Annotated in this window: 22 protein-coding genes and 2 pseudogenes; 12 read left to right on the top strand and 12 right to left on the bottom strand. The window is 66.5% G+C overall.

What is annotated here, in order from left to right; genetic code table 11:
• Positions 1-717, top strand: coding sequence for a GntR family transcriptional regulator (locus OQ789_RS16200; protein ID WP_324687006.1), 717 nt, complete (start codon positions 1-3; stop codon positions 715-717).
• 151 nt (positions 718-868) lie between these two features.
• Here OQ789_RS16200 and OQ789_RS16190 read toward each other — a convergent pair whose 3' ends face one another.
• From OQ789_RS16190 to OQ789_RS16165, 6 genes are read right to left on the bottom strand one after another with little or no spacing between them, the layout of a single operon-like run.
• Positions 869-2,407, bottom strand: a complete 1,539-nt coding sequence (locus tag OQ789_RS16190; RefSeq protein WP_324687005.1) for a class I adenylate-forming enzyme family protein — start codon at positions 2,405-2,407, stop codon at positions 869-871.
• Positions 2,400-3,953 (bottom strand): class I adenylate-forming enzyme family protein, encoded by a 1,554-nt coding sequence (locus OQ789_RS16185; protein ID WP_324687004.1) that lies wholly within the window; start codon positions 3,951-3,953, stop codon positions 2,400-2,402. Before OQ789_RS16185 ends, OQ789_RS16190 begins: the two co-directional genes overlap by 8 nt.
• Positions 3,943-5,412 (bottom strand): class I adenylate-forming enzyme family protein, encoded by a 1,470-nt coding sequence (locus tag OQ789_RS16180; protein WP_324687003.1) that lies wholly within the window; start codon positions 5,410-5,412, stop codon positions 3,943-3,945. Before OQ789_RS16180 ends, OQ789_RS16185 begins: the two co-directional genes overlap by 11 nt.
• Positions 5,412-6,206 (bottom strand): enoyl-CoA hydratase/isomerase family protein, encoded by a 795-nt coding sequence (locus tag OQ789_RS16175; RefSeq protein ID WP_420716127.1) that lies wholly within the window; start codon positions 6,204-6,206, stop codon positions 5,412-5,414. The genes OQ789_RS16180 and OQ789_RS16175 overlap by 1 nt, the downstream gene beginning before the upstream one ends.
• 8 nt (positions 6,207-6,214) lie before the next feature.
• Positions 6,215-7,027, bottom strand: a complete 813-nt coding sequence (locus OQ789_RS16170; protein ID WP_324687001.1) for an enoyl-CoA hydratase/isomerase family protein — start codon at positions 7,025-7,027, stop codon at positions 6,215-6,217.
• 52 nt (positions 7,028-7,079) lie between these two features.
• Entirely contained in the window at positions 7,080-7,901 is an 822-nt protein-coding gene (locus OQ789_RS16165; protein ID WP_324687000.1) for an enoyl-CoA hydratase/isomerase family protein, read from the bottom strand.
• 173 nt (positions 7,902-8,074) lie between these two features.
• Between OQ789_RS16165 and OQ789_RS16160 the strand changes: the two genes are divergently transcribed.
• Positions 8,075-8,770 (top strand): hypothetical protein, encoded by a 696-nt coding sequence (locus tag OQ789_RS16160; protein WP_324686998.1) that lies wholly within the window; start codon positions 8,075-8,077, stop codon positions 8,768-8,770.
• Complete coding sequence (locus OQ789_RS16155; RefSeq protein WP_324686997.1) at positions 8,767-9,675, top strand: enoyl-CoA hydratase/isomerase family protein; 909 nt, start codon at positions 8,767-8,769, stop codon at positions 9,673-9,675. The genes OQ789_RS16160 and OQ789_RS16155 overlap by 4 nt, the downstream gene beginning before the upstream one ends.
• Before the next feature lie 19 nt (positions 9,676-9,694).
• Here OQ789_RS16155 and OQ789_RS16150 read toward each other — a convergent pair whose 3' ends face one another.
• Positions 9,695-10,492: a TetR/AcrR family transcriptional regulator gene (locus tag OQ789_RS16150; protein ID WP_324687104.1), complete on the bottom strand. Its 798-nt coding sequence runs from the start codon at positions 10,490-10,492 to the stop codon at positions 9,695-9,697.
• 193 nt (positions 10,493-10,685) lie between these two features.
• On the opposite strand from OQ789_RS16150, the pseudogene OQ789_RS16145 reads away from it, so the two are divergent.
• A pseudogene (locus tag OQ789_RS16145) lies at positions 10,686-11,256 on the top strand (SDR family NAD(P)-dependent oxidoreductase).
• Between the two features lie 43 nt (positions 11,257-11,299).
• The gene (locus tag OQ789_RS16140) at positions 11,300-12,316 is read left to right on the top strand and encodes a dihydrodipicolinate synthase family protein (RefSeq protein ID WP_324686996.1); all 1,017 of its coding nucleotides are present in this window, start codon (positions 11,300-11,302) and stop codon (positions 12,314-12,316) included.
• Positions 12,317-12,377: 61 nt separating this feature from the next.
• On the opposite strand, the gene OQ789_RS16135 is transcribed toward OQ789_RS16140, so the two are convergent.
• Positions 12,378-12,617, bottom strand: a complete 240-nt coding sequence (locus OQ789_RS16135) for a CsbD family protein (RefSeq protein WP_324686994.1) — start codon at positions 12,615-12,617, stop codon at positions 12,378-12,380.
• Positions 12,618-12,970: 353 nt separating this feature from the next.
• On the opposite strand from OQ789_RS16135, the gene OQ789_RS16130 reads away from it, so the two are divergent.
• From OQ789_RS16130 to OQ789_RS16100, 7 genes are all read left to right on the top strand, one after another.
• Positions 12,971-13,795 (top strand): enoyl-CoA hydratase, encoded by an 825-nt coding sequence (locus OQ789_RS16130; protein WP_324686993.1) that lies wholly within the window; start codon positions 12,971-12,973, stop codon positions 13,793-13,795.
• A gap of 25 nt (positions 13,796-13,820) precedes the next feature.
• Positions 13,821-15,020, top strand: a complete 1,200-nt coding sequence (locus OQ789_RS16125) for an amidohydrolase family protein (RefSeq protein WP_324686992.1) — start codon at positions 13,821-13,823, stop codon at positions 15,018-15,020.
• A gap of 31 nt (positions 15,021-15,051) precedes the next feature.
• On the top strand, positions 15,052-16,677 hold the full coding sequence (locus OQ789_RS16120; RefSeq protein WP_324686991.1) for an acyl-CoA synthetase: 1,626 nt from the start codon (positions 15,052-15,054) through the stop codon (positions 16,675-16,677).
• The gene (locus OQ789_RS16115) at positions 16,674-17,504 is read left to right on the top strand and encodes an amidohydrolase family protein (protein ID WP_324686990.1); all 831 of its coding nucleotides are present in this window, start codon (positions 16,674-16,676) and stop codon (positions 17,502-17,504) included. Before OQ789_RS16120 ends, OQ789_RS16115 begins: the two co-directional genes overlap by 4 nt.
• Before the next feature lie 2 nt (positions 17,505-17,506).
• Positions 17,507-18,553 (top strand): acyl-CoA dehydrogenase family protein, encoded by a 1,047-nt coding sequence (locus tag OQ789_RS16110; RefSeq protein WP_324686989.1) that lies wholly within the window; start codon positions 17,507-17,509, stop codon positions 18,551-18,553.
• Positions 18,554-19,747: an acyl-CoA dehydrogenase family protein gene (locus tag OQ789_RS16105; RefSeq protein ID WP_324686987.1), complete on the top strand. Its 1,194-nt coding sequence runs from the start codon at positions 18,554-18,556 to the stop codon at positions 19,745-19,747. It begins immediately after the preceding gene.
• 87 nt (positions 19,748-19,834) lie between these two features.
• Positions 19,835-20,425, top strand: a complete 591-nt coding sequence (locus OQ789_RS16100; protein ID WP_324687103.1) for a class I SAM-dependent methyltransferase — start codon at positions 19,835-19,837, stop codon at positions 20,423-20,425.
• Between the two features lie 32 nt (positions 20,426-20,457).
• On the opposite strand, the gene OQ789_RS16095 is transcribed toward OQ789_RS16100, so the two are convergent.
• From OQ789_RS16095 to OQ789_RS16080, 4 genes and pseudogenes are all read right to left on the bottom strand, one after another.
• Positions 20,458-21,615, bottom strand: coding sequence for a thiolase family protein (locus OQ789_RS16095; protein WP_324686986.1), 1,158 nt, complete (start codon positions 21,613-21,615; stop codon positions 20,458-20,460).
• Entirely contained in the window at positions 21,612-22,826 is a 1,215-nt protein-coding gene (locus OQ789_RS16090; RefSeq protein ID WP_324687102.1) for a CaiB/BaiF CoA-transferase family protein, read from the bottom strand. The genes OQ789_RS16095 and OQ789_RS16090 overlap by 4 nt, the downstream gene beginning before the upstream one ends.
• A 22-nt stretch (positions 22,827-22,848) precedes the next feature.
• Positions 22,849-24,057 (bottom strand): cytochrome P450, encoded by a 1,209-nt coding sequence (locus OQ789_RS16085; protein ID WP_324686985.1) that lies wholly within the window; start codon positions 24,055-24,057, stop codon positions 22,849-22,851.
• Between the two features lie 244 nt (positions 24,058-24,301).
• Positions 24,302-24,454, bottom strand: a pseudogene (locus OQ789_RS16080) (acetoin dehydrogenase); the annotation flags it as partial.
• Positions 24,455-24,484 lie beyond the last annotated feature (30 nt).

Genomic DNA, 24,484 nt, shown 5'->3' with positions numbered 1-24,484 from the left:
ATGGGCGTTCCGGATTTCGCTGCGCGGCCTCAACTTTCCGAGGACGTCGCGCGAATCATCCGCGGGCGGATCTTCGACGGGATGTATGGCGCAGGATCGTACGTCCGGCTGGATCAACTGGCCGTGGAGCTGGGTGTCAGTGTCACGCCCGTGCGCGAGGCCCTGCTCGCGCTGTGCGCCGAAGGCCTGATCAACCAGCAACCGCGCCGGGGCTTCGTGGTGTTGCCGGTCACCGGGCGCGACGTCGCCGACGTGGCGAACGTGCAGGCGCACGTCGGCGGCGAGTTGGCCGCGCGGGCCGCGGTCAACATCAGCCCCGAGCAGTTGCTCGAGCTCAAGGAGATTCAGGCCGAGCTGGAGAAGGCGTACGCCGGTGACGACCACGAGCGGACCGTGCGGCTGAATCACGAATTCCACCGGGCCATCAATGTCGCGGCGGACTCACCCAAGCTCGCCCAGCTGATGTCCCAGATCACTCGCTACGCACCCGAATCGGTGTTTCCCGCCATCGAGGGCTGGCCCGGGCAATCGACGCAGGACCACCGGCGGATCATGTCCGCACTCAACAAGCACGATGCCAGGCTCGCCCGTTCTGCCATGTCGGAACACCTTGCTGCGGGCGCGATTCCGTTGATCGACCACCTTGTCGCGCGCGGCGTGGTGGTGGATGAAGGGCCCGGGGGACCGGTGCGCATGACCGATGGAAAGAAACCATGACCAGCATCGAGAAACCCATTCCGCTCCAAGATCTTTCCGGGATAGCCGGGCACCGCTTCATCTATACCTACGCCCGAGTTACCCGCCGGACTGGTCTGAGGGCACCGACTGAGCCGGCTGCGCTGACCTTTTCGGCCACGCGTTCGGGGTCCTAGCCTGGCGCCGTCGACTGGTCGGCTTCGAGCAGCATCTCCCGCAGCCGATGTGTGTCCACCTTGCCGGTGCCGCCGCGCGGAAGGTCATCATCGGAGCGCAGCACGAGCCACAGCGCTGGAACCTTGAAAGCGCTCAGCACAGTTCGCGCCGAGGCACGCAGTTGTTCTCCTGTCAGCCCGCGGCACACCACCACCGCGCCCACCCGATTGCCCGCCACGCCGGGAACATTGGTCACGAAGGCATTGTCCACGCCGCCGAGGGTGCGCAGCGCGCTCGCGATCTCGCTGGGGTAGACCGTCGCGCCGCTGACTTTGAACATGTCGTCGGATCGCCCGTGGTAGAACAGGAATCCATCCTCGTCGAGGTGGCCGAGGTCGCCGGTGGGGTAGAAGCCGTCGGCGGTGAAGATGTCCTCGCGGGTGCGCCCGCAGATGCCGCGCAGCGTGTGCGGGCCGCGGATGTGGATCATGCCGGTGGTGCCGGCCGCGACGGACGTTCCGCTGTCGGTGTCGACGATGCGGACTTCCATGCCTGCGAACGGTTTGCCGCAGCTGCCCCACGCTGACGCGGGCATGTCGGTGTCGGCGGCATAACCGCAGTACGGCCCGAAGGCTTCGGTCATGCCGAACAACGTGGCCCGCGTGCCGGGCGGGGCGCGTTGCTCGGGCGGCAGCAGGGCCTGCAGGCTTCCCGCCCGCAGGGCGGACAGGTCGGCGCCGACTTGTCCGGCGTGGCGCGCCAATGTCTCGGCCTGGTCCGGCCAGCCGCGAAACAGGTTGACCCGTTCGCCTTCCAGCAGTTTCAGGGTCGTTTGCGGCCGCGGGATTTCCTCGGTCACCAGGGTCGCGCCCGCCAGCAGGGCGGACAGGATGCCGCTGCCGAAACCGCCCACCCAGAAGAAGGGCATCGGCAGATACAGGCGGGTCGTCGGCGTGATGCATCGCGCCGCGAGGCCCGACTGCACGGCGCCCAGGGCGCTGCCGTGGGAGTGGATGACTCCTTTGGGCGGTCCGCTGCTGCCCGAGGTGAACATGATCACCAGCGCGTCGGCGGGTGTGACGGTCGCGGCCATCGGGTCGACGATCGCACGGGCATGCTCGCCCACGCGGACGGTCTCGAGCCGCTCGACCGGCCAAATCTCGCGCAGCGCGGGCAGCTCGGTGTGCGGGACCGTCTTCAGGCCGTCGAGGTAGCGGTGTCCGCGGAATTCGTCGACGCTGATCAGGAACTGCACCGCGGCCGCCCGCAGCTGCGCGGCCAGCTCCGGGGCCGTCAGCAAGGTGCTCAGCGGCACCAGCACCGCGCCGATACGGGTCAGGGCGATGGCGACCTCTACCCAGCGGGTGCTGTTGGGCATGATGAGTCCCACCCGGGTGCCCTTGACCACACCGGCCCCGATCAAGGCGGCGGCCAAATCGCTGGTGGCCGAATCGAGTTCGCGGTAGCTGACCCGGGAGGTGGGATCGATCACCATCGGCTTGTCGGCGTCGTGCCAAGCCCGCAATCGCACCAGCCGGTCGACGGTGCTAGGCATCGAAGAGCTCTCGGAGCCGTCGCATGTCGACCTTGCCGCTGGACAGCAGCGGCACCTCGTCGGGCGGCAGGGTGATGAACCGCTTGGGGATCTTGTACGACGACAGCTCGCCTTTGAGCCGTTCGCGCACCGCGGCTTCGTCGAAATCCGGCTGGATGACCACCGCGGCAACCAGCTCTCCTCGTTGCGCGTCGGGGACACCCACCACGTGAGCCTGCGCGCCGGTGACCCTGGTGATCGCCTTTTCCACCTCGGCCGCCGAGACGTTGGCCCCCGCCGTCTTGATCATCGCGCTCAGCCGGCCGACGAAATAGCAGATTCCGTCGGCATCGACGCGCACCAAGTCGCCGCTGTGGAACCACCCGTCGGCGTCGAAACTCTCTTCGCGGCTGCGCTTGTAGTAGCGCTGCATCAGGTACGGCCCGCGCAGGCACAGTTCGCCGACCTCGCCGACCGGTGTGTCGGCTGCTGTGCCGGGATCGACGATCCTGGTCTCAAATCCCGGTGCCGCCTTGCCGAACGACCCGCGCCGGTGCACGGGCTGGTCGGCTTCGTCATCGCCGATCAGCACCACGCCGCCGGCCTCGGTCATGCCCAGCATGTTGTGCCGCAGTTCCGGGTCGGCCGGGCGGGCGGCGGGCGCCATGATCGGGTATAGGTTGCCGCGCCGCATCGAAGACAGATCGCGGCGGGGAAAGCTCGGGTGGTCGGCCAGGTAGGCGATCCCCGCCGCGAATCCATTGGTCATGGTGGGCCTTTCGGCCTCCAACAGGTCGAGTGTGGCACCCGGATCGGTGGCGTTGGAACACACCAGGGTCGATCCGGCCGTCAACGTCGCGAGCAGGCCGAACGCGAGTCCCCCGATCCAGAAGAACGGAGAATTGCAGAACAGCCGGTCGTCGGCCGTCAAGCCGCGGATCCCATTGAGGTTCCGCTGATGAGCGAGCAGCGCCCCGTGGGTGTGCACCACCCCCTTCGGCGCGCTGGTGGAGCCCGACGTGTACACGATCGTCAGTGGATCACCCTCTGCGACGTCATCTTCCAGCGCTTCCAGGAGCATGGGGTCGATGGAATCCGCGCGCGGATACAAGCCTGCGTGGGTGACCGCGACGTGGCGCAGTTGCGGCGCCGCGGCACAGAACAACGGTGAACCGAAGTCGGCGCCGGAGACGATCTCGGACAGTCGGTGTACGTAATCATGAGACCGAAACGACGCTGCGGTCAACAGGATTTCGGTGTCGCTGTCGACCAGTTGCTCGCGCAACTCGCGAGTGGTGGCGACGGTCGAGAACGGGATCACCACGGCGCCGATCCGCGCCGCGGCCAGCAGACCGACCACGAATTCGGTTCCGTTCGGGTAGAGCAGGCCCACATGGGTGCCCTTACCCGCGCCGAGGGCGATCAGCCCGCGGGCTAGCACCGCCGACCGCAGATCGGCCTCGGCGTAACCGATTCGGTCGCCGTCGCAGACCAGCAGCGGATGGTCGCCGCGCGCGCGGGCTTGCCGTCGGACGATAGCGGCGACCGTCAATGAATCAAGGACCATGGTCACGCTGCATCGCGGGCTCACTGAAGAAGTCCCGAATCGCGCGGAGATCGGCCTTCCCCGACGGTGTTCGGGGCAGGGTGTCGACGACCGCGATCTCGGTGGGTATCTCGTAGCCGGCCAGCCGACCCCGCAAGTACTCCACCAGCGCGCCGGCGTCGGCGCATTCCCGCTCGCGTAGCTCCACCATGGCGACGGGTGTCTCGCCGAGCCGGTCGTCGGGACGGGCGATCACGGCCGCACCGGCGACGGCAGGGTGGCTTTCCAAAGCGGTGCGAACGTCGTCGGGCATCACCTTGAAACCGCCGCGAATGATCGCCTGGTCGGCGCGGCCGGCGATCCAGAGAAACCCGTCGGCATCGATCCGCGCAAGGTCGGTGGTGCGCATCCAGTGTGTGGCCGGCCCCAGCTGGCCGGGCTTGACCTCCAGCAGGCCGACTTCGCCTGGGGCCAAGGGTATTCCGTCCTCGGCGACCACCCTGAGCTGTGCACCCGGATTGGCCCGGCCGACGCTGCCCCGTTTGGTTTTCCAGTAGCGCCGATGGTCGGGGAGGGTCCAGCCGGCCACGCCCCCGCCGAATTCGGTGGCCGCATAAGAGGTCAACACCGGGATGCCGTACTTCTCGGCGAAGGCGTCGGCATCCTCGGCCGACAGTGGCGCCGTGCCGCAGGTGACGGCGCGCAGGCTGGCCAGGTCGGCGCGCGGAATATCGGAGTGCAACACGGCGCGCAGGGCGGCCGGTACCAGCGAGGCCGTACGGGGCCGGTGGCTGCGCACCGCCTCGGCCCACGCGTTGAGCTCGAATCGTTCCAGCAGCGCGAACGGACGTGCCTCGGTGATGCATTGCAGCACGCGGAATACCCCGCCGATATGCACCAGTGGCGAGTTCACGATCGCGACGCCGCGGCGCAGCTCCCGCGGCGGGGGCTGATGATCGGGGTCCGGACCCAGCACGCTGCGCGCGAGCATGTCGTAACTCAAGTCGATTCGCTTGGGCGGGCCGGTCGTGCCGCTGGTCAGCATGCGCACCGCGACACCGGACGGCGCGGCGGTGTCGCCATCGGGCGGCGTGGCGGCGTCGTCGTCTTCCGGTAGGTCCGCGATCTCGACCGTCCCCGTGCCGGTGGTGACCAGCGCGCTCAGATCGCCGCGCTCACCGACGATCACGGGAAGCCGCAGCCGCGTGATGTCGGCCTTGGTGCGCTCGTCACCGCGAGACGGGTTGACCACCACGACCGTTCCGCCGGCCAGCAGCACGCCCAGAAACGCGGCCACGTGTCCCGGCCGATTGCGCAACAGCATCCCGACTTCGGCCCCGGCGGTCATGGCCGAGATGCGTTGCGCCGACGCGGCTACCCGCGCCCAGGAGATCCACTGGCCGCCGAACTCGATGGCGTGCGCGTCGGGCTGCAGGTCGAGCACGTCGGCGATGCGTTGGACCAGGGGGTGACGCGACATCAGCGAATCTTCGGTGTGTGCGACCCGCGCCGGGTCTGGCGATCGCCCTGAGCGGCCAGCTCCGCGGTGCCCAAGGGGTTGCCCAGCCGGGTGTAGATCAGGCCCTGGTCCAGTGCGGCGCGGTAGGGCTTGTCCAGCGATTCCCAAATCGCCTTCACCGTACCGGCGGTCGCGGTCGGCGGCTTGGCGGCGATGGTCGCCGCGATCTCGTGGGCGCGGTCCCACAGCTGGTCGGCTGCGACGACCTCGGAGACCAATCCCAGCCGGATTGCGGTGTCGGCGCTGACCCGTTCGTCGTTGCCCATCAGCGCTATACGCAGCGTCTCGCCCAGGCCGATGCGCCGCATCAGGCCGATCGGCTCCAATGCGCAGACCAGGCCCGCCGACACATGAGAGTCGAAGAACGTCGCGTCGTCGGAGCAGATGACCACATCGGATTCGTTGATGAAGTAGAAGGCGCCCGCGGTGCACATGCCCTGGACCGCGCAGATCACCGGCTTCCACATCTTCTGCCATTTAGGACTGAGCAGCTCGCCGGGATCCTCGTGGTTCCAGATGTTTTCGGGCTGGCCGTACGGTGTCTTGATGTCGAGCCCGGCGCTGAAAGCCCGGTCGCCGGCGGCGCGCAACACCACCGCGTGCACCGACTCGTCGAGTTTCACCGTGCGCCACGCGCGGGCCATCTCCTCGCACATGGTGCGGTTGAACGCGTTGAGCTGATCGGGCCGGTTCAGCGTGATGGTGGCGACATGGTCCTGCGCGTCGACCTCGAGCAGGATGGTTTCAAAAGTCATCGGGTCACTCATCGGCACTGCCAATTCGGTGCGCGTTTCTCGACGAACGCCCTGGGGCCTTCGGCCGCGTCCTCGGTGCGCAGCACCCGCTCGCGGAAGGTCTCGGCGAGTATCTCCGCCTCGTGCACCGGTACGTTGAGGCCCTTGAGGATCGCCAGCCGGGTGCCCCGGACGGCCAGCGGCGCATTCGAATTGACGATGTCGGCGATCTGGTGGGCCCGCTCCAGCAGGCGGTCGTGATCGACGATTTCGCTGATCAGCCCGAGCTCGTAGGCGCGCTGCGCGCTCATCCGCTCGTGCTTGCCCATCAACGCCATTCGCAGCGCGATCGAGCGGGGCAACACCCGCGACACCCGCACCAATTCGCGGCCGGCCACCAGTCCGATGCTGACGTGCGGATCGAAGAAGGTCGCCCGCTCGGATGCGATGACGATGTCGGTCGTGGTGACCCAATCCATGCCTGCGCCACAGCAGATTCCGTTCACGGCGGTCAGGACGGGCTTGGCCGTCGTGCGAAATGGCGGCGTGCCTTCCTGCGGGGCCTCCCATTGGTCGTAGGTCGATAGGTATGGCCTCTCGTAGATCACTTTGCCGTCTTCGGGGATCTCCCTGACGTCGGCGCCGGAGCAGAACGCGCGGCCGATGCCGGTCACGATGGTGAGCCAGACGTTGTCGTCGTTTTCGGCCTCGTCGTAGGCGGCCCGAAGCTCGGTGACCATGTGCGGGCTGAGCGCATTGAGGGCATCCGGACGGTTCAGGGTGACGGTCGCGGTGTGCCCGTCGACTTCGTATTTGATCGTGTCGAACGAACCAGTGGGCATCAATCGTCCCTTCGTAGAGCGGCTCGGCGCGTCGTGCTTGGCGCTGCTCCGGTCAGCGGCCACGGAAATCCGGATCCCGACGCTGCCGGAACGCCTCCAGGCCCTCCTTGAAATCGTTTGTCCGGCAGGATAATTCCAGATTGAACAGCTCCTGGGTCAGGGACTGGGGCAGCGTCGCATGCTGGCCGAAGGTCAGCGCCTGTTTGGCCAGGCCGATCGCGGCCGTCGGCCCGGAAGCCAGCCGGCCCACCAGCTCGCCGGCGGTGGGCTCGAGGTCCGGGCCTTTCACCGCCTGGTGAATCAGGCCCCAGTCCACCGCGTCCGGCGCGTTGACCTTCTCGCCGAGCAGCAGCATCCGCCTGGCCCGGGCCAGGCCGGCGAGGCGGGGCAGCAGCCAGCTGGATCCCGAGTCCGGGCTGAACCCACGGTCGATGAACGGCTCCCAGAACACCGCGTCGTCGGCCGCCACGGTGAAGTCGGCGGCCAGCGCCAGGTTGCAGCCGAATCCCACCGCCCAGCCCCGCACGCTGCACACCACCGGCAGCTGGATACTCGCCACGAGCTCGATCACCCGATGCGCCGCATGGGGGATCCGCCGCACCAGGTCGCCGGTGCGGGGACGCTGCCCGCCGGACCTGTTGGCGGCGACCCAGTCGGCGCCGGCGCAGAAGTCGTCGCCGGAGCCGCGGATGTGTACGGCCCGCAGCGAATCGTCGGCGGCAGCATCGGTGAGGGCATCGACCAGTGTCCCGATCATCAACTGGGTCAACGAATTACGCCGGGACCCGCGATCGAGCGTCAGCACCAGCACCGCACCGTCACGGTGCACTGTTACCGAACCCTCGGCATCGGCCGTGTCGGCCCCCTGACTCACCGTCGATCCGGCCTTTCCTCGCCGATACGGTTACCCATACAGTAGGCAATACGATTGATACGCTGTATAAGTTAGCAAGGATACGCTGCCTGCGGAACAACCAGGGTGAAAGAGACGGCCACGGCTCCGCGCCGGCGACAATGCCAGCGAAGCGATGAGGAGGAGCGGCGCCTATGGCGATCGAGGAGAGGCATGTCGCGCCCCCGTCGACGAGCAACGGCGACGGGAGATTCGGTGAGGCGCCGCTTGCCCAGGCCGTCGCCGCCGCGGCCGCCATGCGGCGCCTGAGCTCGCTGTTGGTCTCCCTCGAGCATCCGCACCACGCGGTGGATGCCATGCTGCAGAAGTTCACCGAGTGGGAGAGCGAACTGGCGGCCGCGGCGCCGAAGGACAACGCGCCGCGCATCGGCGAATTGCCCGATGACCCGCGACGGGTCTACCTCGATCACGCGACCGATATCGGTGCGTACAACCCGTGCTTCCCCGAATACCGGTTCGACCGGTTCGATGCCGAGAACGCAACGGGCAGTGTGGAGTTCCCGCTGGTGTACGAGGGGCCACCGGGACTGGTGCACGGTGGATTTCTGGGTGTCTTCTTCGATTGCGTGATCCAGCACCACAATTGCGTCACCGGCCTGTCCGGCAAGACGCGATCTTTGGTCGTGACCTTCCGCAGACCGACACCCGTCTTGACCGAGCTGCGCTTCGACATCGCGCGCTCCACGGGTGAACGCGGCATCACGTCGACCGGGCGGCTGTTGCTCGACGACGAAGTCCTGTGTACCGGCGAGGTCGACACGTTGGCCGCACGCCCGGAGAAGCTTGCCGGATCGCGATTCGGCAAGCGCCGAAAGGAGTCCGACAGATGACCGGCTCGAGCACTTCCGACGATCGCGTGCTCTTCGATGTCGATGCGGATCGGCGGATCGCCACCATCACGCTGAACAATCCGAAACAACGCAACTCCTATGACGCGACCATGCGCGAGGCCGTCGCCCGTTGCCTGGACCGGGTGGCCGAAGACGACGACCTCACCGTGGTGCTGCTGCGCGGCGCCGAGGGTGTCTTCTCCACCGGGGCCGACATGAACAATGCCTACGGGTGGTACGGCTCGTCCGCGCCACGACAGCAGGCGGACGGCGACGACCGCGCAGCCAAACGTCGCCCGAGCCAGCGCCGGCGACTCACCGTGGACCGCAAGTCTTTTGGCTTCTATCACAACTTCATGGGCTTCCCGAAGGTGACGGTGGGGGAGATCGCCGGCTACGCGCTCGGCGGCGGCTTCGAGATGGCGCTGATGACCGACATCTCGGTCATCGCGCGCGACACCAAGATCGGCATGCCGGCCACCCGTTTCCTGGGGCCCGCGCTCGGCAGCCTGCACATGTTCTTTCACCGGCTCGGGCCGGTACTGGCCCGGCGCCTGCTGTTGACCGGCGACATCGTCGAGGCCGGTGAGTTCGAACACCTGGGGATCTTCACCGACACCTGCGATCCCGGCGCGGTGACGGCGCGGGCGCGGTACTGGGCCGAGAAGGCGGCGAAGATGCCCGCTGACGGGGTCGTCATCGCCAAGGAGGCATTCCGGCTTGTCGAGCAGAGCCAGGCGTACCAGGGTGAAGAAGTCGCCGGCTATCTGTTCCACGCCTTCGGCACCAACCTGCAATTCGGCCCGGACGAATTCAACTTCGTCAAAACCCGCGCAGAGCACGGCGCACGCGAGGCGTTCCGGCTGCGCGACGAGCACTTTCACGTGCCAGAACCCGATGCGTAGCAGGCGGTTTCGGCCACCCCTAGCGCGAGGCCGCCGCCTTGGCCCGGCCCCGAGCGCCGGTCGACTTGGCCGGCTTGCGCTGTCCCGACGACGAGCCCGCCTTGCTCTCGTCGATCAGGCGGCCGGCGTGGTCGAGAATGCAGGTCAGGCCGTACTCGAAGTTGGTTTCATCGGGCGCGCCGATGCGGTGGCCTATCCGGGTCACCTGGGCAAGCAGCGGCGTCTTTTCCGGGTCGATGGACACGGCGTCCTCGATGGCCCGGGGTCCGACGTCCGACGATTGGTTCTTCTCGTAGAGCCGTTGCAGCACCACCGATCCGCGCACGTGAACCGACACCGCGGAATAGGTGTCGAACGCATCCTCCGGTGACAGGCCGGCCTGCACCAGATTGGCAACCGCCTTTTCCATCTCCTGTGCGCCCATCCGCGCCGCCTTGGGAGAAAGGGCCGCGCGAATCAGAATCAGGTCGCACAGAATTGGGTTGCCCATGAAGGTTTTACGCATCAATCGCGCGTGGTTGCGCAAGGTCTCGCGCCAGTCGCTGGCCTCGACGTAGGGAGTGGCGAAGACGTACTTGCTCAGGGCGCGGTCGGTCATTGCGTTGAGCAGGTCGTCCTTCTTGCGGAAGTACCAGTAGATGCTCGTCACACCGACGCCGAGATGTTTGCCGAGCAGCGGCATGCTCAGGTTGTCGATCGACACCTGCTCCGCGAGTTCGAACGCGCCACTGATGATGTCGTCGGGATTGATGGACCCGCGTTCGCGTCGCTGACGCTTATCGGCGGTTGCCTGTTTTGCCACTACGGGCACCTCCATCAACATTTCGTTTCGTGCATGCGGTCCGGCGGCCGTGCGGCCGGTAGAGTCGAATTTACCGGCACTTCTTGTCTGACCTGCGTATATGCCTTCGTGTCGCGTTCTTCCTCTGCTACTGTAATACCTATCGTAGGCTTTTTGGTAAACCGGCTGGACGGGCGAAAATGACCGGACTGGAGCTACGGATCGCGCAATGGATCTAGGGCTGGCGAATGCCAAGGCGCTGGTAGTCGGTGGTAGCCGGGGTATGGGATTGGCGACGCCACGCTGCTTCGCCGAGGAAGGCGCGCGGGTCGCGGTGGTCGGCCGTAGCCCAGATGCCCTCGACACCGCGGTGACCGACCTCACACTACGTGGCAGCCCGGACGCGATCGGACTGACGGCCGACATCGGGGACGACGGCGCGGTGGGCCAGGTGTCCAGCGAGCTCGCCCAGCGCCGGGACGGCGAACTCAACGCTTCTGGTCATCACGGTGGGGCCCGGCGCCGCGGGCAGCTTCGAGGATCTGACCGACGACCAGTGGCGCCAGTCCGTCGACGACGGTGTGCTGGGAATGGTGCGCTGCGTGCGTGCGGCGCTGCCGCTGCTGCGCACGGCGCCGTGGGCGCGGATCGTCAACTTCTCGGCGCACTCCACCCAGCGGCACGGCGTGATGCTGCCCGCCTACACGGCGGCGAAATCGATGCTGACCAGCGCTTCGCGGCGCAACTCCTACGTGACCGGAGCCAACGTCAACGTCGATGGCGGTTCAGACTTCACCTGACGACAGGTCGAGGAAATCGATTGGCAGACAAAAGGAGTCGATTGTGGCTAGGGCAGCAGAGGCGCGTGCGTGGGCGCCTGGCGCATTGCGTGGGATCGGCGACTCCCTCTACACCCCGTTCTGCGGCACCGACGGCGATGACATCGACTGGGACGCCTACCGGACGCTGGTGCGCTACTGCGTGGGTGATCTCGGGCATCCGATGTTGTGGTGTACCAGCGGGATCGCCGAATTCTGGTCGCTGACGCTCGACGAGCGCAAACGTCTGCTTGAGGTGGCCGTCGAGGAGGCCCGGAGCATCAATCCCGACGTCGTGGTCCAGGCCTGCACGGCGGCCATGTCGGCGAAGGACTGCGTGGAATTGACCGTGCACGCCCAGGAGGCGGGCGCTGACATCGCCTACATCCAGACGCCGATGATGGAGGCGCATGGCGGCGAGGGCGTGCTGCGCTTCTTCGAATACGTGGCGGTGCGCACGGATATCGCCTTGGGCATGTTCAATTCACCGTCGTCGGGTTATGTGCTGACGCCGGCCGAAAGCGCCCGGATTTACCACGAGGTTCCGGCGGTGTGTGCCACCAAGGAGGGCGCCTTCCGCCCGGCAAGCAGCCGGATGCTGCACGAACTGGCGCCCGGTCTTGCGGTGTGGGAATGCGACAAGACGGTATACCGCGCCGGCTGGCTGCGCGACGGGATCGTCTGCCCGGCCCAGCTGGGCACCGCGGGCTACCTGTTCGAAACACCCACGCGGCGACTGTTTTCCGAGTACTGGGATCTGGTGCAGAGCGACAAACTCGTCGAGGCCATGGACTACGGACGCGAGTCCGGCCTGGACCAGTTCGACCTCGACATCGGATCCTGGTGGACGTGCTACCCGGGGCGCGCGGACTACTTCACCCACTGGGGCGGCGCATTCAAGTACGCAGCGTCTCTGCTGGGCCTGCCCATCGGCGCCTATCCGCATTCTCGTCCGCCGCAAGCCGAATTGCCCGACGCCGCGAAAGCCCAGATCGAAAATGCCTACCAGCGCCTGGGCCTTCTCGAAACCGTGTTGCGGTAAAAGGGATTACGCGCAGCGAAGCGGGCCCGGTCGATGACCGGGCCCGCTCGCTTGATCGGCCTTAGTTCTGCTCGGCCCGCTCACGCTGCTCGTGCGCCTTGGCCTTGGCGCGGGCCTTTTCGGCGGCGGCTTCCTTCTTGCCGGCGTTGCGCTGCGCCTCCGCCTTGTCCTGCTGCGCCTTACCCTCTTCGACCAGGCCGTTGTTGCCGATGATGATCCCGATGACCTGCTTGGTCTTCCCCAGGGCATCTTCGATGATGCCTCGAACAAGTTCGATCGGGCCGCTCTTGACGTCAACCATTGAAATTCCCTCCCATTGTCAGCTGGCTTGTGATGGGTTTCCCGATCGCCCGTCCGACGCAAACGTGCTGTCGATGTGTCACACACCACACGAATTAAGTCTTGCCACGTCGGCGACAGTTAACGTCCGAGAGATCCGCCCCGCGTGATGGCGGTTCGGGGGTGACGGGTCCGCCAAAACGGTCGCCTCCCGAGGGGCCGATACGAGGGTGGATGAAGCGACGCTTCGGCGCCCGAAATCGCAGTTTAGTCGGGGTTTCCCGGCCGGGCGGCGGCAGTTGTGGAATGCAGTACCGATAGGTATACAGTATGGGGACAAACTTGCCTACTGGTCAGCTATGAGGGGACGGTTCGATGAGCGCCGCCGACCGTGTGGTCACCGATGAGGTGGTGCTGTATGAGACCACTGAAACCGGTGTTGCGGTTCTGACGCTCAATCGTCCGCAGCGGCTCAATGCCTGGGGCCCCGACATCTCGGCGGGCTTCTACGCATGCATCGACCGCGCCGAAGCCGATCCGGCCGTGAGGGTGATCGTGTTGACCGGTGCCGGCAAGGGCTTTTGCGCCGGTGCGAATCTGGGTGGCGCGGGGGCCATCGACGACAAGCTGGGCAATGGTGACACCGACGTCACCAAGCTGGTCGGTGACCGGCACCCGCACTTCCTCACCGCGCTGCGTAAACCGATCATCGCCGCCGTCAACGGCGCCTGCGTCGGCATCGGACTGACTCACGCCCTGATGTGTGACGTCCGGTTCGCGGCCGCCGGCGCCAAGTTCGCCACCGCGTTCACCCGCCGGGGACTGATCGCCGAGTACGGCATCTCCTGGATTCTGCCGCGCCTCGCGGGATGGGGTGCCGCGATGGACTTGCTGCTCAGCGGGCGCACCTTCTCCGCCGAGGAGGCCGCGCAACTCGGCCTGGTCAAGGAAGTCGTTGCACCCGATCAGCTGATGGCGCGCGCCATGGAGTACGCCGACGACATCGCCCGCAATTGTTCCCCCGCGTCCATGGCGGTGGTCAAACAGCAGGCCTACGGCGGCGCGCTGCGGGAGGTGGCCGACGTCAGCGACCGCGCCGAAAGGCTGATGCACGAGTCGCTGCTGCGGCCCGACGTCATCGAGGGCATCACCAGTTTCTTACAGAAGCGGCCGCCGGATTTCGCGCCGCTGGGCGAGTAACAGGCTGACGGAAAGGATTACGGTCATGGCCCTGAACTATCGGGCGATCGACGTCGACAACCATTACTACGAGCCGGTGGACTCGTTCACTCGCCACCTGGACAAGAAGTTCAAGCGGCGCGGCGTCCAGATGGTCAACGAGGGCAAGCGCACCTGGGCCGTGATCGGGGACCGGGTGAACCACTTCATCCCCAACCCGACCTTTGACCCGATCATCGTGCCGGGTTGTCTCGATCTGCTGTTCCGCGGCGAGATCCCCGAAGGCGTCGACCCGGCCTCGCTGATGAAGGTCGAACGGCTGGCGGACCATCCCGAGTACCAGGACCGCGACGCGCGCATCACGGTGATGGATACGCAGGAGATCGAGACGGTGTTCATGCTGCCGACCTTCGCGTGCGGGGTCGAGGAGGCGCTCAAGCACGACATCGAGGCCACCGTGGCGTCGGTGCATGCGTTCAACCTGTGGCTGGATGAGGACTGGGGTTTCGACCGGCCCGATCACCGAATCATTGCCGCGCCGATCATTTCGCTGGCGGACCCGGCCAAGGCCGTCGAAGAGGTCGAATTCGTGTTGGCGCGCGGCGCGAAACTGGTGCTGGTGCGGCCGGCGCCGGTGCCCGGCTTGGTCAAGCCGCGGTCGCTGGGCGACCCCGGCCACGACCCGGTGTGGGCCAGGCTGGCCGAGGCGGGGGTGCCGGTGGGATTCCACCTGTCCGACAGCGGCTATCTGCACATCGCGGCGGCCTGGGGCGGCAAGGCGACGTTCGAGGGATTCGGCGCCAAGGATCCCTTGGATCAGGTTCTCCTCGACGACCGCGCCATCCACGACACGATGGCCTCGATGATCGTGCACGGGGTGTTCACCCGTCATCCCAAGCTCAAGGCGGTCAGCATCGAGAACGGCTCCTACTTCGTGCACCGGCTGATCAAGCGCCTGAAGAAGGCCGCGAACACCCAACCCCGGTACTTCCCCGAAGACCCGGTGGAACAGCTGCGCAACAGCATCTGGATTGCCCCCTACTACGAGGACGACCTGGCCGAGCTTGCCGAGGCCATCGGCGTCGACAAGATTCTGTTCGGTTCCGACTGGCCGCACGGGGAGGGCCTGGAGTCGCCGGTGTCGTTCGTCGAGGAGCTGAAAGCCTTCAGCGAGTCCGATGTTCGAAAGATCATGCGGGACAACGCGCTAGACCTCCTCGGTGTCCAAGTCGGCTCGCCCGCCTGATCGACGTGATTGCCCAGGGCCGGTTACTTCCGTGAGCGAATGGACCATCGGGGCGGTTCTCGACGAAATCGCCGCCGTCATCCCCGACCGGACGATGACGGTGTGCGGCAACCGCCGCAGCACCTTCGGAGAGTCGGCGGAGCGCACCCGGCGGTTGGCGAACTTCCTGGCGGCCAACGGGTTAGGGGCGCATCGAGAACGCTTTGCCCTGCGGAACTGGGAATGCGGGCAGGACCGGGTAGCGCTGGTCATGCACAACGATCTGTACCCGGACATGGTCATCGGCTGCCTCAAGGCCCGGACCGTCCCGGTCAACATCAACTACCACTACACGCCGCGCGAGGTCGGCGAGCTGTTCGACTACATCAGGCCCCGGACGGTCATCTACCACCGCGCGCTGGGCGAGAAATTCGCCGACGTGCTCACCCGTGACGGCGTCGAACTGCTGCTGTCGGTCGACGACGCAAGCGGCGCCCCGGAGCTGTCGGGCGCGGTGTCCTTGGATGACGCACTGGCGCAAGGGGATACTGACCACGGCGGGACGGATTCCCCGGACGATCTGTTGATGATCTGTACCGGCGGAACCACCGGGCGGCCCAAGGGTGTGCTGTGGCGGCAGTCCGACATCTACGTGTCGTCGATGGTGGGGGCCGACCACGCCTGCGCCCAGGAGATCCACGACAAGGTGCGCGGCACCGGCGGCGCGCCGTGGTTCGCCGTCTCGCCGCTGATGCACGCGGCCGGCATGTGGACGGCGTTTTCGGCCATCATGGCGGGCACCACCGTGGTGATGTATGACACCGGCAAGAAGCTCGAGCCGCGGTCGGTGTGGGAGACGGCGCAGCGCGAGAAGGTCGGTTTGATGACGATGGTCGGGGACGCATATGCCGCCCCGCTGGTGACCGAGTTGCAGCACGGCTCCTACGAGCTGTCGTCGCTGTACGCCATCGGCACCGGCGGTGCCGCAACGAATCCGAAGTATCAGCAAGCCCTGCTGGAGCTGCTACCCCACATCACGCTCATCAACGGTTACGGATCGTCGGAGACCGGGAACATGGGCTTCGGCCATAGCCGGCACGGCACCCAGACCGACACCTTCACGCTGCGTGACGGCGGATTGGTGCTGTCCGAGGACTACAGCCACTTCCTGTCGCCCGGCGAATCGGAGGTGGGCTGGGTCGCCAGGGAAGGGCGAATACCGTTGGGATACTTCGACGATCCCGACGCCACCGGCAAGACCTTCCCTGAGATCGACGGCAAGCGGGTGGTGATATCCGGGGACCGGGCCGGTCTGGAACCCGACGGGGCGTTGCGGCTGTACGGTCGTGACTCGCTGGTGGTCAACACCGGCGGTGAGAAGGTTTTCGTCGAGGAGGTCGAAGAGGTGCTGCGCGCCCACCCGGCGATCGCCGATGCGTTGGTGGTCGGTCGCCCCAGCGAGCGCTGGGGCGAAGAACTCGTCGCCCTCGTCGAACTCCGCGACGGAGCCGCCGGGCCCGCCGAAGAACTGCACAGGCTCTGCACGCAGCGACTGGCGCGATTCAAGGCACCCAAGGAGTTCCTAGTCGTCGACCAGGTCCAGCGGCTGGGCAATGGCAAGGCCGATTACCGTTGGGCGAAACGTCACGCGACAGCAAAGGCGCCGATGTCGACATGAGAGCTATCGATTGCCTGGTCAATGTGCACTTCGGTGAGACCGAGCGGCAGCCCACCTGGATGCTCAAGGTGCGTGACGACTACTTCAAGGGGCCGGAGTCCATGTTCGCGCCGGTCGAGTTGCCGGAGCTGCTCGACGAGATGGACGCCCAGGGGGTGCGCAAGGCCGTCTTGATGGACAGCCTCGTCAAGCCGTCGGTGACCGCGCGCAAATTCGTCGAGGACATGCCCGACCGTTTCGCCCTGGCGTTGGGCGGGGTGAACCTGCTACGGCCGATGCCGTCCCTGCGGGAACTCTCCGCCCTCGTCGATGACCTGCCCGTCGCCTATGCCGCTGTGGGACCTAGCTTTTGGGGTGACGGGCAGTACCCGCCCAGCGACGCCGTCTATTACCCGCTGTATACCAAGTGCGCCGAGCTCGAACTTCCGCTGTGCGTCAACACCGGCATCCCGGGGCCCCCCATCCCGGGGGAGGTGCAGAATCCGATCCACCTGGATCGGGTCTGCGTGCGTTTTCCCGAACTGAAGCTGTGCATGATTCACGGCGCGGACCCGTGGTGGGACGTGGCGATCAGGCTGTTGCTCAAATACGCCAACCTGCGGTTGATGACGTCAGCGTGGTCGCCAAAGCGGTTGCCGGAGAGCCTGTTGCACTACATGCGGACCCGCGGACCGGACAAGGTGATCTTCGCCTCCGACTGGCCGGTGCTGAAGATGCACCGCGTCATTCCCGAAGCTGCCGGGCTGGACCTGCCCGCCGATGTGGTCGACAACTATCTCTACAACAATGCCCAAGAATTCTTCTTCGGCGGCCAGGAGGAAGGCTAAGGATGGACCGCTACGAACTACGTAGGCTCGACTACAGCCTGACGCCGGATCATGAGGCGCTACAGGCCGCCTACCGCGATTTCTTCAAGACGCACTGTTCGATCGAGACGGTGCGCGCCGCGGAGGAAACCGGCTTCGACAAGAACCTGTGGGAGCGGTTGTGCGCCATGGGCGCAACGTCCATGGCGGTTCCGGAAGCCGCAGGTGGAGACGGGGCGACGCTCGTCGATCTGACCCTGGTGGCCGAGGAGATCGGCCGGTCGCTGGCACCGGTGCCGTGGATCGACCAGGTGTGCACCGCAAGACTGCTGGCTCGTCTGGGCGCGGCCGAACCCGACATCGTGCACGGCACGCGACTCGCGGCGTTCGACCCGCAGCACGACAACGTCGCCGGGACCCGGCTCCTGCCCACCGGATCGATCGCCGACCAGATCATCGTGCGCGACGGCGACCAGGTCGTCGCGCTCACGTTCGGCACTCGCCCGGCCAAGGTGGACAACATCGGCCGGTTGCCGATGGCCTGGGTCGATCCGGCGGCCGCCGACACCCGCACCGTGCTGACCGGCGGAGCCGACGCGCTGGCGGAATACCAACGCGCGCTCGATGAATGGCGGGTACTGACCGCCGCGGCGTTGGTGGGTCTGGTGGAGGAGACCATGACCATCGCGGCCGAGTTCGCCAAGACCCGCTACACACTCGGTGTGCCGATCTCGACGCTGCAGGGCATTTCTCATCCGCTGGCCAACATTGCGATCACCGTGCAGGGCGGCCGCAATCTGGCGCGGCGCGCGGCGTGGTTCCTGGACAACGAGCCGCGCGAGCGGCCGGAGCTGGCGCCCTCCGCCCTCGTGTTCATGGCGGAGGAGGCGGCAAAGGCCGCAACCATGGCGGTGCATATCCAAGGGGGACTTGGGGTTTCGGCGGAGGCGGCGGCGACGGCGTATCTGTTGCGTGCCCGTGGCTGGGCATTGGCCGGTGGGGATCCCGGCGCCAGCGCCAAGTACGTCGGCGAGCTGGTCGCGGCACGCGAAAGTGGAAAGGGCGCCTGAGTGGATTTCTCACGAGTCACGCTGTCCGAAGGCGATCACCGCTTCCTGGAAGAAGCGCGTGATTTCCTGCGTACGCATGTGACAGAAGACGTCAGGCGGCGGGACCGGGAAACGGGCGACAACTTCGACGAAGGGGTCCACCTGGCGCTGGGCGCGGCCGGCTACCTCGAACGCGAATGGAAGCCGCAGTCCGATGGAGGCTTCGGCCGGGTGCGCCGCCGGATCTGGGAGCTGGAGAAGCGGCGGGCGCACGTGCCCTGGGTGACCTGGGGGACGACCGCCATGGTGGCCCGTTCGGTCGCCCGGTTCGGCTCCGCGGAGCTACAGGACGAAGTGCTGCCGGCCGTCTTCAGTGGACACGTTCGACTGTGCCTGGGCTACACCGAGCCCGAGGGCGGATCCGACATCGCCACCTGCAAGACGCGCGCGGTGCGGGACGGTAACGGCTGGATTGTCAATGGCTCCAAGATGTTCACCACCGGAGCGCACAACTGCCAGTACGTCTTCCTCATCACCAACACCGATCCGGGCGCCCAGAAGCACAAGAGCCTGACCATGTTCCTGGTCCCGCTGAACTCCCCGGGCATCGAGATCCAGGGCATCCGCACCGTCGACGGCGACCGCACCAACATCGTCTATTACAGCGACGTGCGCGTCGACGACAAGTACCGGCTGGGCGACGTGAATGCGGGCTGGTCGGTGTTGCGCGAACCTCTCAACACCGAGCACGGGGCGGTGGCGGCCGCCCCCGACGGGTTGCAGGACGTCTCGATCATGATGCATCAGGCCGGCTTCATGGCCGACGCCCTGGATAAGGCGGCGGCCAAGGTCGCGGAGCGAGATCCAAACGGGCACAAGATTATTGACGACTCCGCGGTGGCCTATCGGTTGGGCCGCAGCGTCGCGCGGATGGAAGCGTCGCTGAGTGCGCCCAGCATCTTCGGGCGCGTCGCCCTCGCGCAGACGATGCGTGACATCTCCCCGGACCTGATGGACATCCTGGGCACGGCATCCACCCTGCCGGTCGGCACCGACGGCGCGGCCGACGACGGGGCCGCGGAGTACGTCTATCGATTCGCCCCACTGGTCGGCATTTACGGCGGCACGTTGGAGGTGTTCCGCAACATGATCGCGCAATATGTGCTGGGCCTGGGCAAGCCGGCGTACGCGCCGGCCGCGAAAAAAGCCTCCTGAGGCGGCGCCGGCCCGAAGCATTGCGACCTATCGTGAAGTTAGGGTACCCTAACTTCACGATAGGGAGGTCTCATGTCGACAACGTGGATGACTGCGCTGCTGCGGAAACGGCGCGATCCGGCGCCGTCACCATTTCCGCACCAGGCAACGTTTCTGCTCGACAATCCGATTCGGCGGGTCGTGCTCAAGCCGGGACGCGTCATCGACGCACTGGCCCTGACCGGCGCCGAATCGGTGCTCGAACTCGGTCCTGGGCCGGGGTTTTTCAGTGTGGAGATTGCCCGTCGGCTCACCGACGGCAGGCTCGAGCTATTCGACTTGCAACCGGAGATGCTGGAGAAGGCGCACCGGCGACTCGCGCGAGCCGGGTTCCTCGACGTGGGGTTCACCAGCGGGCAGGCAAGCGAGGAATTTCCCTTTGCCGACCACACCTTCGATGTGGCCTTTTTGGCGGCGGTAATCGGGGAGGTGCCCGACGCGCATGCGTGCCTGCGCTCGCTGCGCCGCGTGCTGAAGCCGGGCGGCCGGCTCGTCTTTGAGGAGATGCTTCTCGATCCCGATCGGCTCAGCGTGGCGCAGTTGCGCGAACTCGCGGAACCGGCAGGGTTCGCGTTCGTGGCCGCCGCGCAGCACCGCGGCGACCATACCGTGCACTTCCGCGCGCCCGCTCAGGGCTGACGCCGGTCACCCGGCGCGGCGAGGTCCCCCGCTCAGGTCGTGAGGATGGTCGCCGCGGCGGTGCCCGGCGCGCCATACAGCTGGGTGAACCCCACCTTCGGGTCCCCGGGCACCTGGCGCTCGCCGGCCTCGCCGCGCAGTTGGCGCACGATCTCGTGGATCTGCCGCAGACCGGAAGCGCCGATGGGCTCGCCGTTGGCGATCAGCCCGCCGTCGGTGTTGACCGGCATCGCGCCGTTGATCTCCGTGGCGCCGTCGGCCAGGAGCTTCTCCTGTTCGCCATGCCCGCAGAACCCGCACTCGGCCATGTGGATGATCTCGGCGCCGGCGTCGGTGTCCTGCAGCTGGATCACGTCGACATCGGCGGGGGCGATGCCGACCTTTTCGAATGCGGCCCGCGCCGCGTAAACCGTTGGGGCCACGTCCTCTTCGACGGGCGCGCAGGTGGTGTTGACCTCGTAGGCCCCGTAGCGGCGGGTGCGGACCTCCACCGCCCGCAGGTAAACGGGCCTGGAGCTGTAGCGATGCGCGATGTCCGTTCGGCACATGACCACGGCGGCGGCGCCCTCATCGGGCGCGCAGAACATGTATTGGGTCAGCGGGTAATTCAGCATCGTCGAGCCGAGGATGTCTTCTTCGGAGATCGGCTTGCGGCGAAACGCGTTGGGGTTCAATGCCCCGTTACGGAAGTTTTTGGCCGCCACCTTAGCCAGGGTCTGCTGGGAGACACCGTGCTCGTGCAGATAGCGGTTGGCCTTCATGCCGAAGAACTGGGTGGTCAGGTACTGGCCGTTTTCGGCATACCAGCGCGGCATTCCGACCAGTGCGGGATCCTCGGTGAACGCGCCGCGCGGGTGCTTGTCCAGGCCGACGGCGATCCCGATGTCGTAGTCGCCCAGCCGGATTCCGTCGGCGCAGGCCTTGACGGCGCTGGCGGCGGTCGCGCAGGCGTTGAACACGTTGGTGAACGGGATACCGGTCAGGCCGACCATGCCGACGATCGCGTCCGGGTTGGCCACCGTCCAACTGCCGCCGGTGGCGAACTGGACGTCCTGCCACGCGATGCCGGCGTCGGCGACCGCGGCGAGGATGGCGTCGACGCCCATCTGCATCGCCGACTTGCCCGCGAAGCGTCCGAAGGGGTGCAGACCCACGCCGATGATGGCGACATCGTTGTTAGTGGAGGTCACGCAATAGCTCCTGCATTCTTGAGTTCCTCAATCCGGTCCCAATCCATGCCGAGTTCCATCAGGACCAACTCGGTGTGCTCGCTGGCCTGCGGCGCCCGCGTCGTCGTCAACGGCTCGTGATTGAACTGAACGGGGCCGCGGACCACGCGGAAGGGCTTGCCCCCGCCGCCGAGCTCGACTTCGGCGATCATGTCATTGGCGAGCGCCTGCTCGTCTTCTACCAGATCGAGAAGGCTCTGGAACGGCGCCCATTGGCCATTCATCGTCTTGAGATGCACGCGCCAGTAGTCAAAGGGCTTTGCTGCGAAGGCCTTTGCGATCAGCTCGGCGGCGGCGTCGGCGTTCTGGATCAGCGGCAGCACGTCGGCGAAGCGCGGATCGTCGGCCGCCTCGGGAATGCCGAGGTGTTCGAACGTGTCGCGGATCAATCCGGTCGGGCTGATGATGCACAGGTTGATCGTGCCGCCGTCGGAGGTCTCGTAGTTGCCCATGAACGGATTCACCGAGGGCGCAAGCGATCCCGGCATCGGCGTGCGCATCACCTCGCCGGTCTCCATGCCTTGCGTCACGCTTGCACCCGCTGCCCACCAGGCCGTGCTCAGCAGCGACACGTCAAGCTCGACGGCTTCCCCGGTGCGCTCGCGATGCAGCAGCGCGGCCGAGATGCCCCCGGCGATGAACATGCCGCCGATCGAGTCACCGAATGCGGGAATACCTTGTCCCAGTGCGCCGCCCAGCGCCTCGGGCGTCAGAGCGTACCCGATGCCGCTGCGCGTCCAGAAGGCCGTTCCGTCATAGCCGCCGGTGTCACGTTCGGCCCCTTTGTCGCCGTAGGCCGAGCCCCGTGCGTACACGATGTTCGGGTTCACCGCGCGAATGTGCTCCACGTCGAACTTGTGCTTCTGGCGTTGCGCGGGCATGTAATTGGTGAGGAACACGTCCGCGGACTTGGCCAGTTCGTAGATCACCTCTTGACCGCCCGGCGTGGAGACGTCGATCCCGACGCTGCGTTTGCCGCGGTTGGGATGTTCCATCAGCGGGTGTCGCTCCGGATCGATCTGGATGCCACCCATGTTCAGGAAGCCGCGCTGAGTGTCGCCACGCGCCGGGTGCTCGACCTTGATGACGTCGGCTCCCCAGTCGGCCAGGATGGCTCCCGCCGCCGGAACGAAGGTGAATTGCGCAAGCTCGAGGACCCGAAAGCCCGCCATGACTTTAATCATTCGTCGGACCCTACTTCGCGTCGAACGTCACCGGAAGCGCCGTCGGTGACCGGAAGGGCTGACCATGGATGTGCGGATCGTCGTCGGCCAGCAGGGTGAGGTTGGTCAGCCGGTTCAGCAGGCATTCCAGGGCGACGCGCGTTTCCAGCCGCGCCAGATGCAGGCCAAGGCAGGTGTGCTCACCGGCGGCGAAAGAGATGTGCGGCACGTGTCTACGGAAGATGTCGAACTGGTCGGAACGCTCCCAGCGCCGCTCGTCGCGGTTCGCCGAACCGATGCACACGCCGATCACCGAACGGGCGGGGATCTGCACGCCGTCGACTTCGCTGTCTTCCGTGGTGAACCGCTGCACGGTGGTCAGCGGTGTCTCGTAGCGCAGCCCTTCCTCGATGGCCGGTCCCAGCAGTCCGCGGTCGGCTTGCAGCGCGGCGAACTGCTCCGGATGGGTGAGCAGCAGATACAGCAGGTTTCCCGACGAGCGGTAGGTGGTTTCCAGGCCGGCGGGCAGCAGCAGGCGCAGGAACGAGTAAATGGCTTCGTCCGTAAGCTTTTCCCCGTCGATCTCCGCGGTCACCAGGTCGCCGATGATGTCTTCGGTGGGCGCGGACTTGCGCTGTTCGATCTGCTCGACGAAGTAGTCCTTCAACGCGGCCGACGCCTCGAAGGCGCCTTCGTAATTGATGTGGTAGCTGATCAGCTGGACGGCGCGGGTGTGGAACATTGGCAGGTCTTCGTCGGGCAGCCCGAGCAGCCGGGCGATGACCCGGGTGGGGAATTCGAAGGTGAACTGCCGGACCAGGTCGGCGTTCCCGGCGTCGATGAACTCGTCGATCAGGGCGTTGCAGATCGGCCGCACGATGGTGGGCTCCCAGCGGGGCAGCGCCTTGGACTTGAATGCCGCGGACACCAGGTTGCGGTGCTCGCGGTGCTTCTTGCCCTCCATCGCCAGAATCGTCGGCCCCATGAACAGGCCGATGGTCTTGTCGTACGGTTTGGAACTGAACACCCGGCCATCCCGGAATACGGTGTTGACCGCCTCGAACGACATCGCGGAGTACTCCTGCTTGGGTGTCATGGACTCCGGTGTCTTGGCGTAGTCCATGACCGTGCCGGCGAACACCCCCGCCGCCCGCCGCTTGCGGGCGAAAAACGGATAAGGGTCACGCAGGCTGACGGTCTCGTCACCGGCACCGGCGGCGGTGTGCACGTTGGTCGTCACCTGATCTCCCGCATCTCGAGCGCAGCACGGTGGAACCGCTACTTCGTAAGATCGTACTGTAATTATTACAGTAGGCAATATGGGCGCGAGCGGGCGACGTTGCTGGTCGACCCGGAGGCCGAAGGTGATCGGTGCCGACGCGGGACGATCGCGCGCCGGGCACAATCGGTCAGCCGGACCGATTCAGCGCTCGGCGTGCGCGGAACCCGAGTTCGTCAGCCGCGCCAAGCGGGCGAATGTCCGCCACGCCGGCGTTGTTGAAAACCATTGAGGCGGGTCCATGTTGGCGGCGCACCTCGTCGGCGAAGCTCAGCATGGCGGAGCGGTCCGCGACGTGCGCGCGGTACGGCGTGACCTGCCCGGGCGGACACGAGGCCTGCGTTTCGGCGAGGCCGTTCACGAGTTCCTCACGCACCCACTCCTGTCT

This window comes from Mycobacterium sp. 94-17 (genome assembly GCF_035617725.1).
Lineage (GTDB): Bacteria > Actinomycetota > Actinomycetes > Mycobacteriales > Mycobacteriaceae > Mycobacterium.
Note: the sequence above shows the minus strand (reverse complement) of the source record. Positions and strands in the feature narration are given on the sequence as shown.

Bases quoted from the DNA above. Each gene is read 5' to 3' on its own strand.
- OQ789_RS16200 (WP_324687006.1), top strand. From the start codon at position 1: ATGGGCGTTCCGGATTTCGCTGCGCGGCCTCAACTTTCCGAGGACGTC.
- OQ789_RS16190 (WP_324687005.1), bottom strand. From the start codon at position 2,407: ATGCCTAGCACCGTCGACCGGCTGGTGCGATTGCGGGCTTGGCACGAC.
- OQ789_RS16185 (WP_324687004.1), bottom strand. From the start codon at position 3,953: ATGGTCCTTGATTCATTGACGGTCGCCGCTATCGTCCGACGGCAAGCC.
- OQ789_RS16180 (WP_324687003.1), bottom strand. From the start codon at position 5,412: ATGTCGCGTCACCCCCTGGTCCAACGCATCGCCGACGTGCTCGACCTG.
- OQ789_RS16175 (WP_420716127.1), bottom strand. From the start codon at position 6,206: ATGACTTTTGAAACCATCCTGCTCGAGGTCGACGCGCAGGACCATGTC.
- OQ789_RS16170 (WP_324687001.1), bottom strand. From the start codon at position 7,027: ATGCCCACTGGTTCGTTCGACACGATCAAATACGAAGTCGACGGGCAC.
- OQ789_RS16160 (WP_324686998.1), top strand. From the start codon at position 8,075: ATGGCGATCGAGGAGAGGCATGTCGCGCCCCCGTCGACGAGCAACGGC.
- OQ789_RS16155 (WP_324686997.1), top strand. From the start codon at position 8,767: ATGACCGGCTCGAGCACTTCCGACGATCGCGTGCTCTTCGATGTCGAT.
- OQ789_RS16150 (WP_324687104.1), bottom strand. From the start codon at position 10,492: ATGGAGGTGCCCGTAGTGGCAAAACAGGCAACCGCCGATAAGCGTCAG.
- OQ789_RS16135 (WP_324686994.1), bottom strand. From the start codon at position 12,617: ATGGTTGACGTCAAGAGCGGCCCGATCGAACTTGTTCGAGGCATCATC.
- OQ789_RS16130 (WP_324686993.1), top strand. From the start codon at position 12,971: ATGAGCGCCGCCGACCGTGTGGTCACCGATGAGGTGGTGCTGTATGAG.
- OQ789_RS16125 (WP_324686992.1), top strand. From the start codon at position 13,821: ATGGCCCTGAACTATCGGGCGATCGACGTCGACAACCATTACTACGAG.
- OQ789_RS16115 (WP_324686990.1), top strand. From the start codon at position 16,674: ATGAGAGCTATCGATTGCCTGGTCAATGTGCACTTCGGTGAGACCGAG.
- OQ789_RS16110 (WP_324686989.1), top strand. From the start codon at position 17,507: ATGGACCGCTACGAACTACGTAGGCTCGACTACAGCCTGACGCCGGAT.
- OQ789_RS16100 (WP_324687103.1), top strand. From the start codon at position 19,835: ATGACTGCGCTGCTGCGGAAACGGCGCGATCCGGCGCCGTCACCATTT.
- OQ789_RS16090 (WP_324687102.1), bottom strand. From the start codon at position 22,826: ATGGCGGGCTTTCGGGTCCTCGAGCTTGCGCAATTCACCTTCGTTCCG.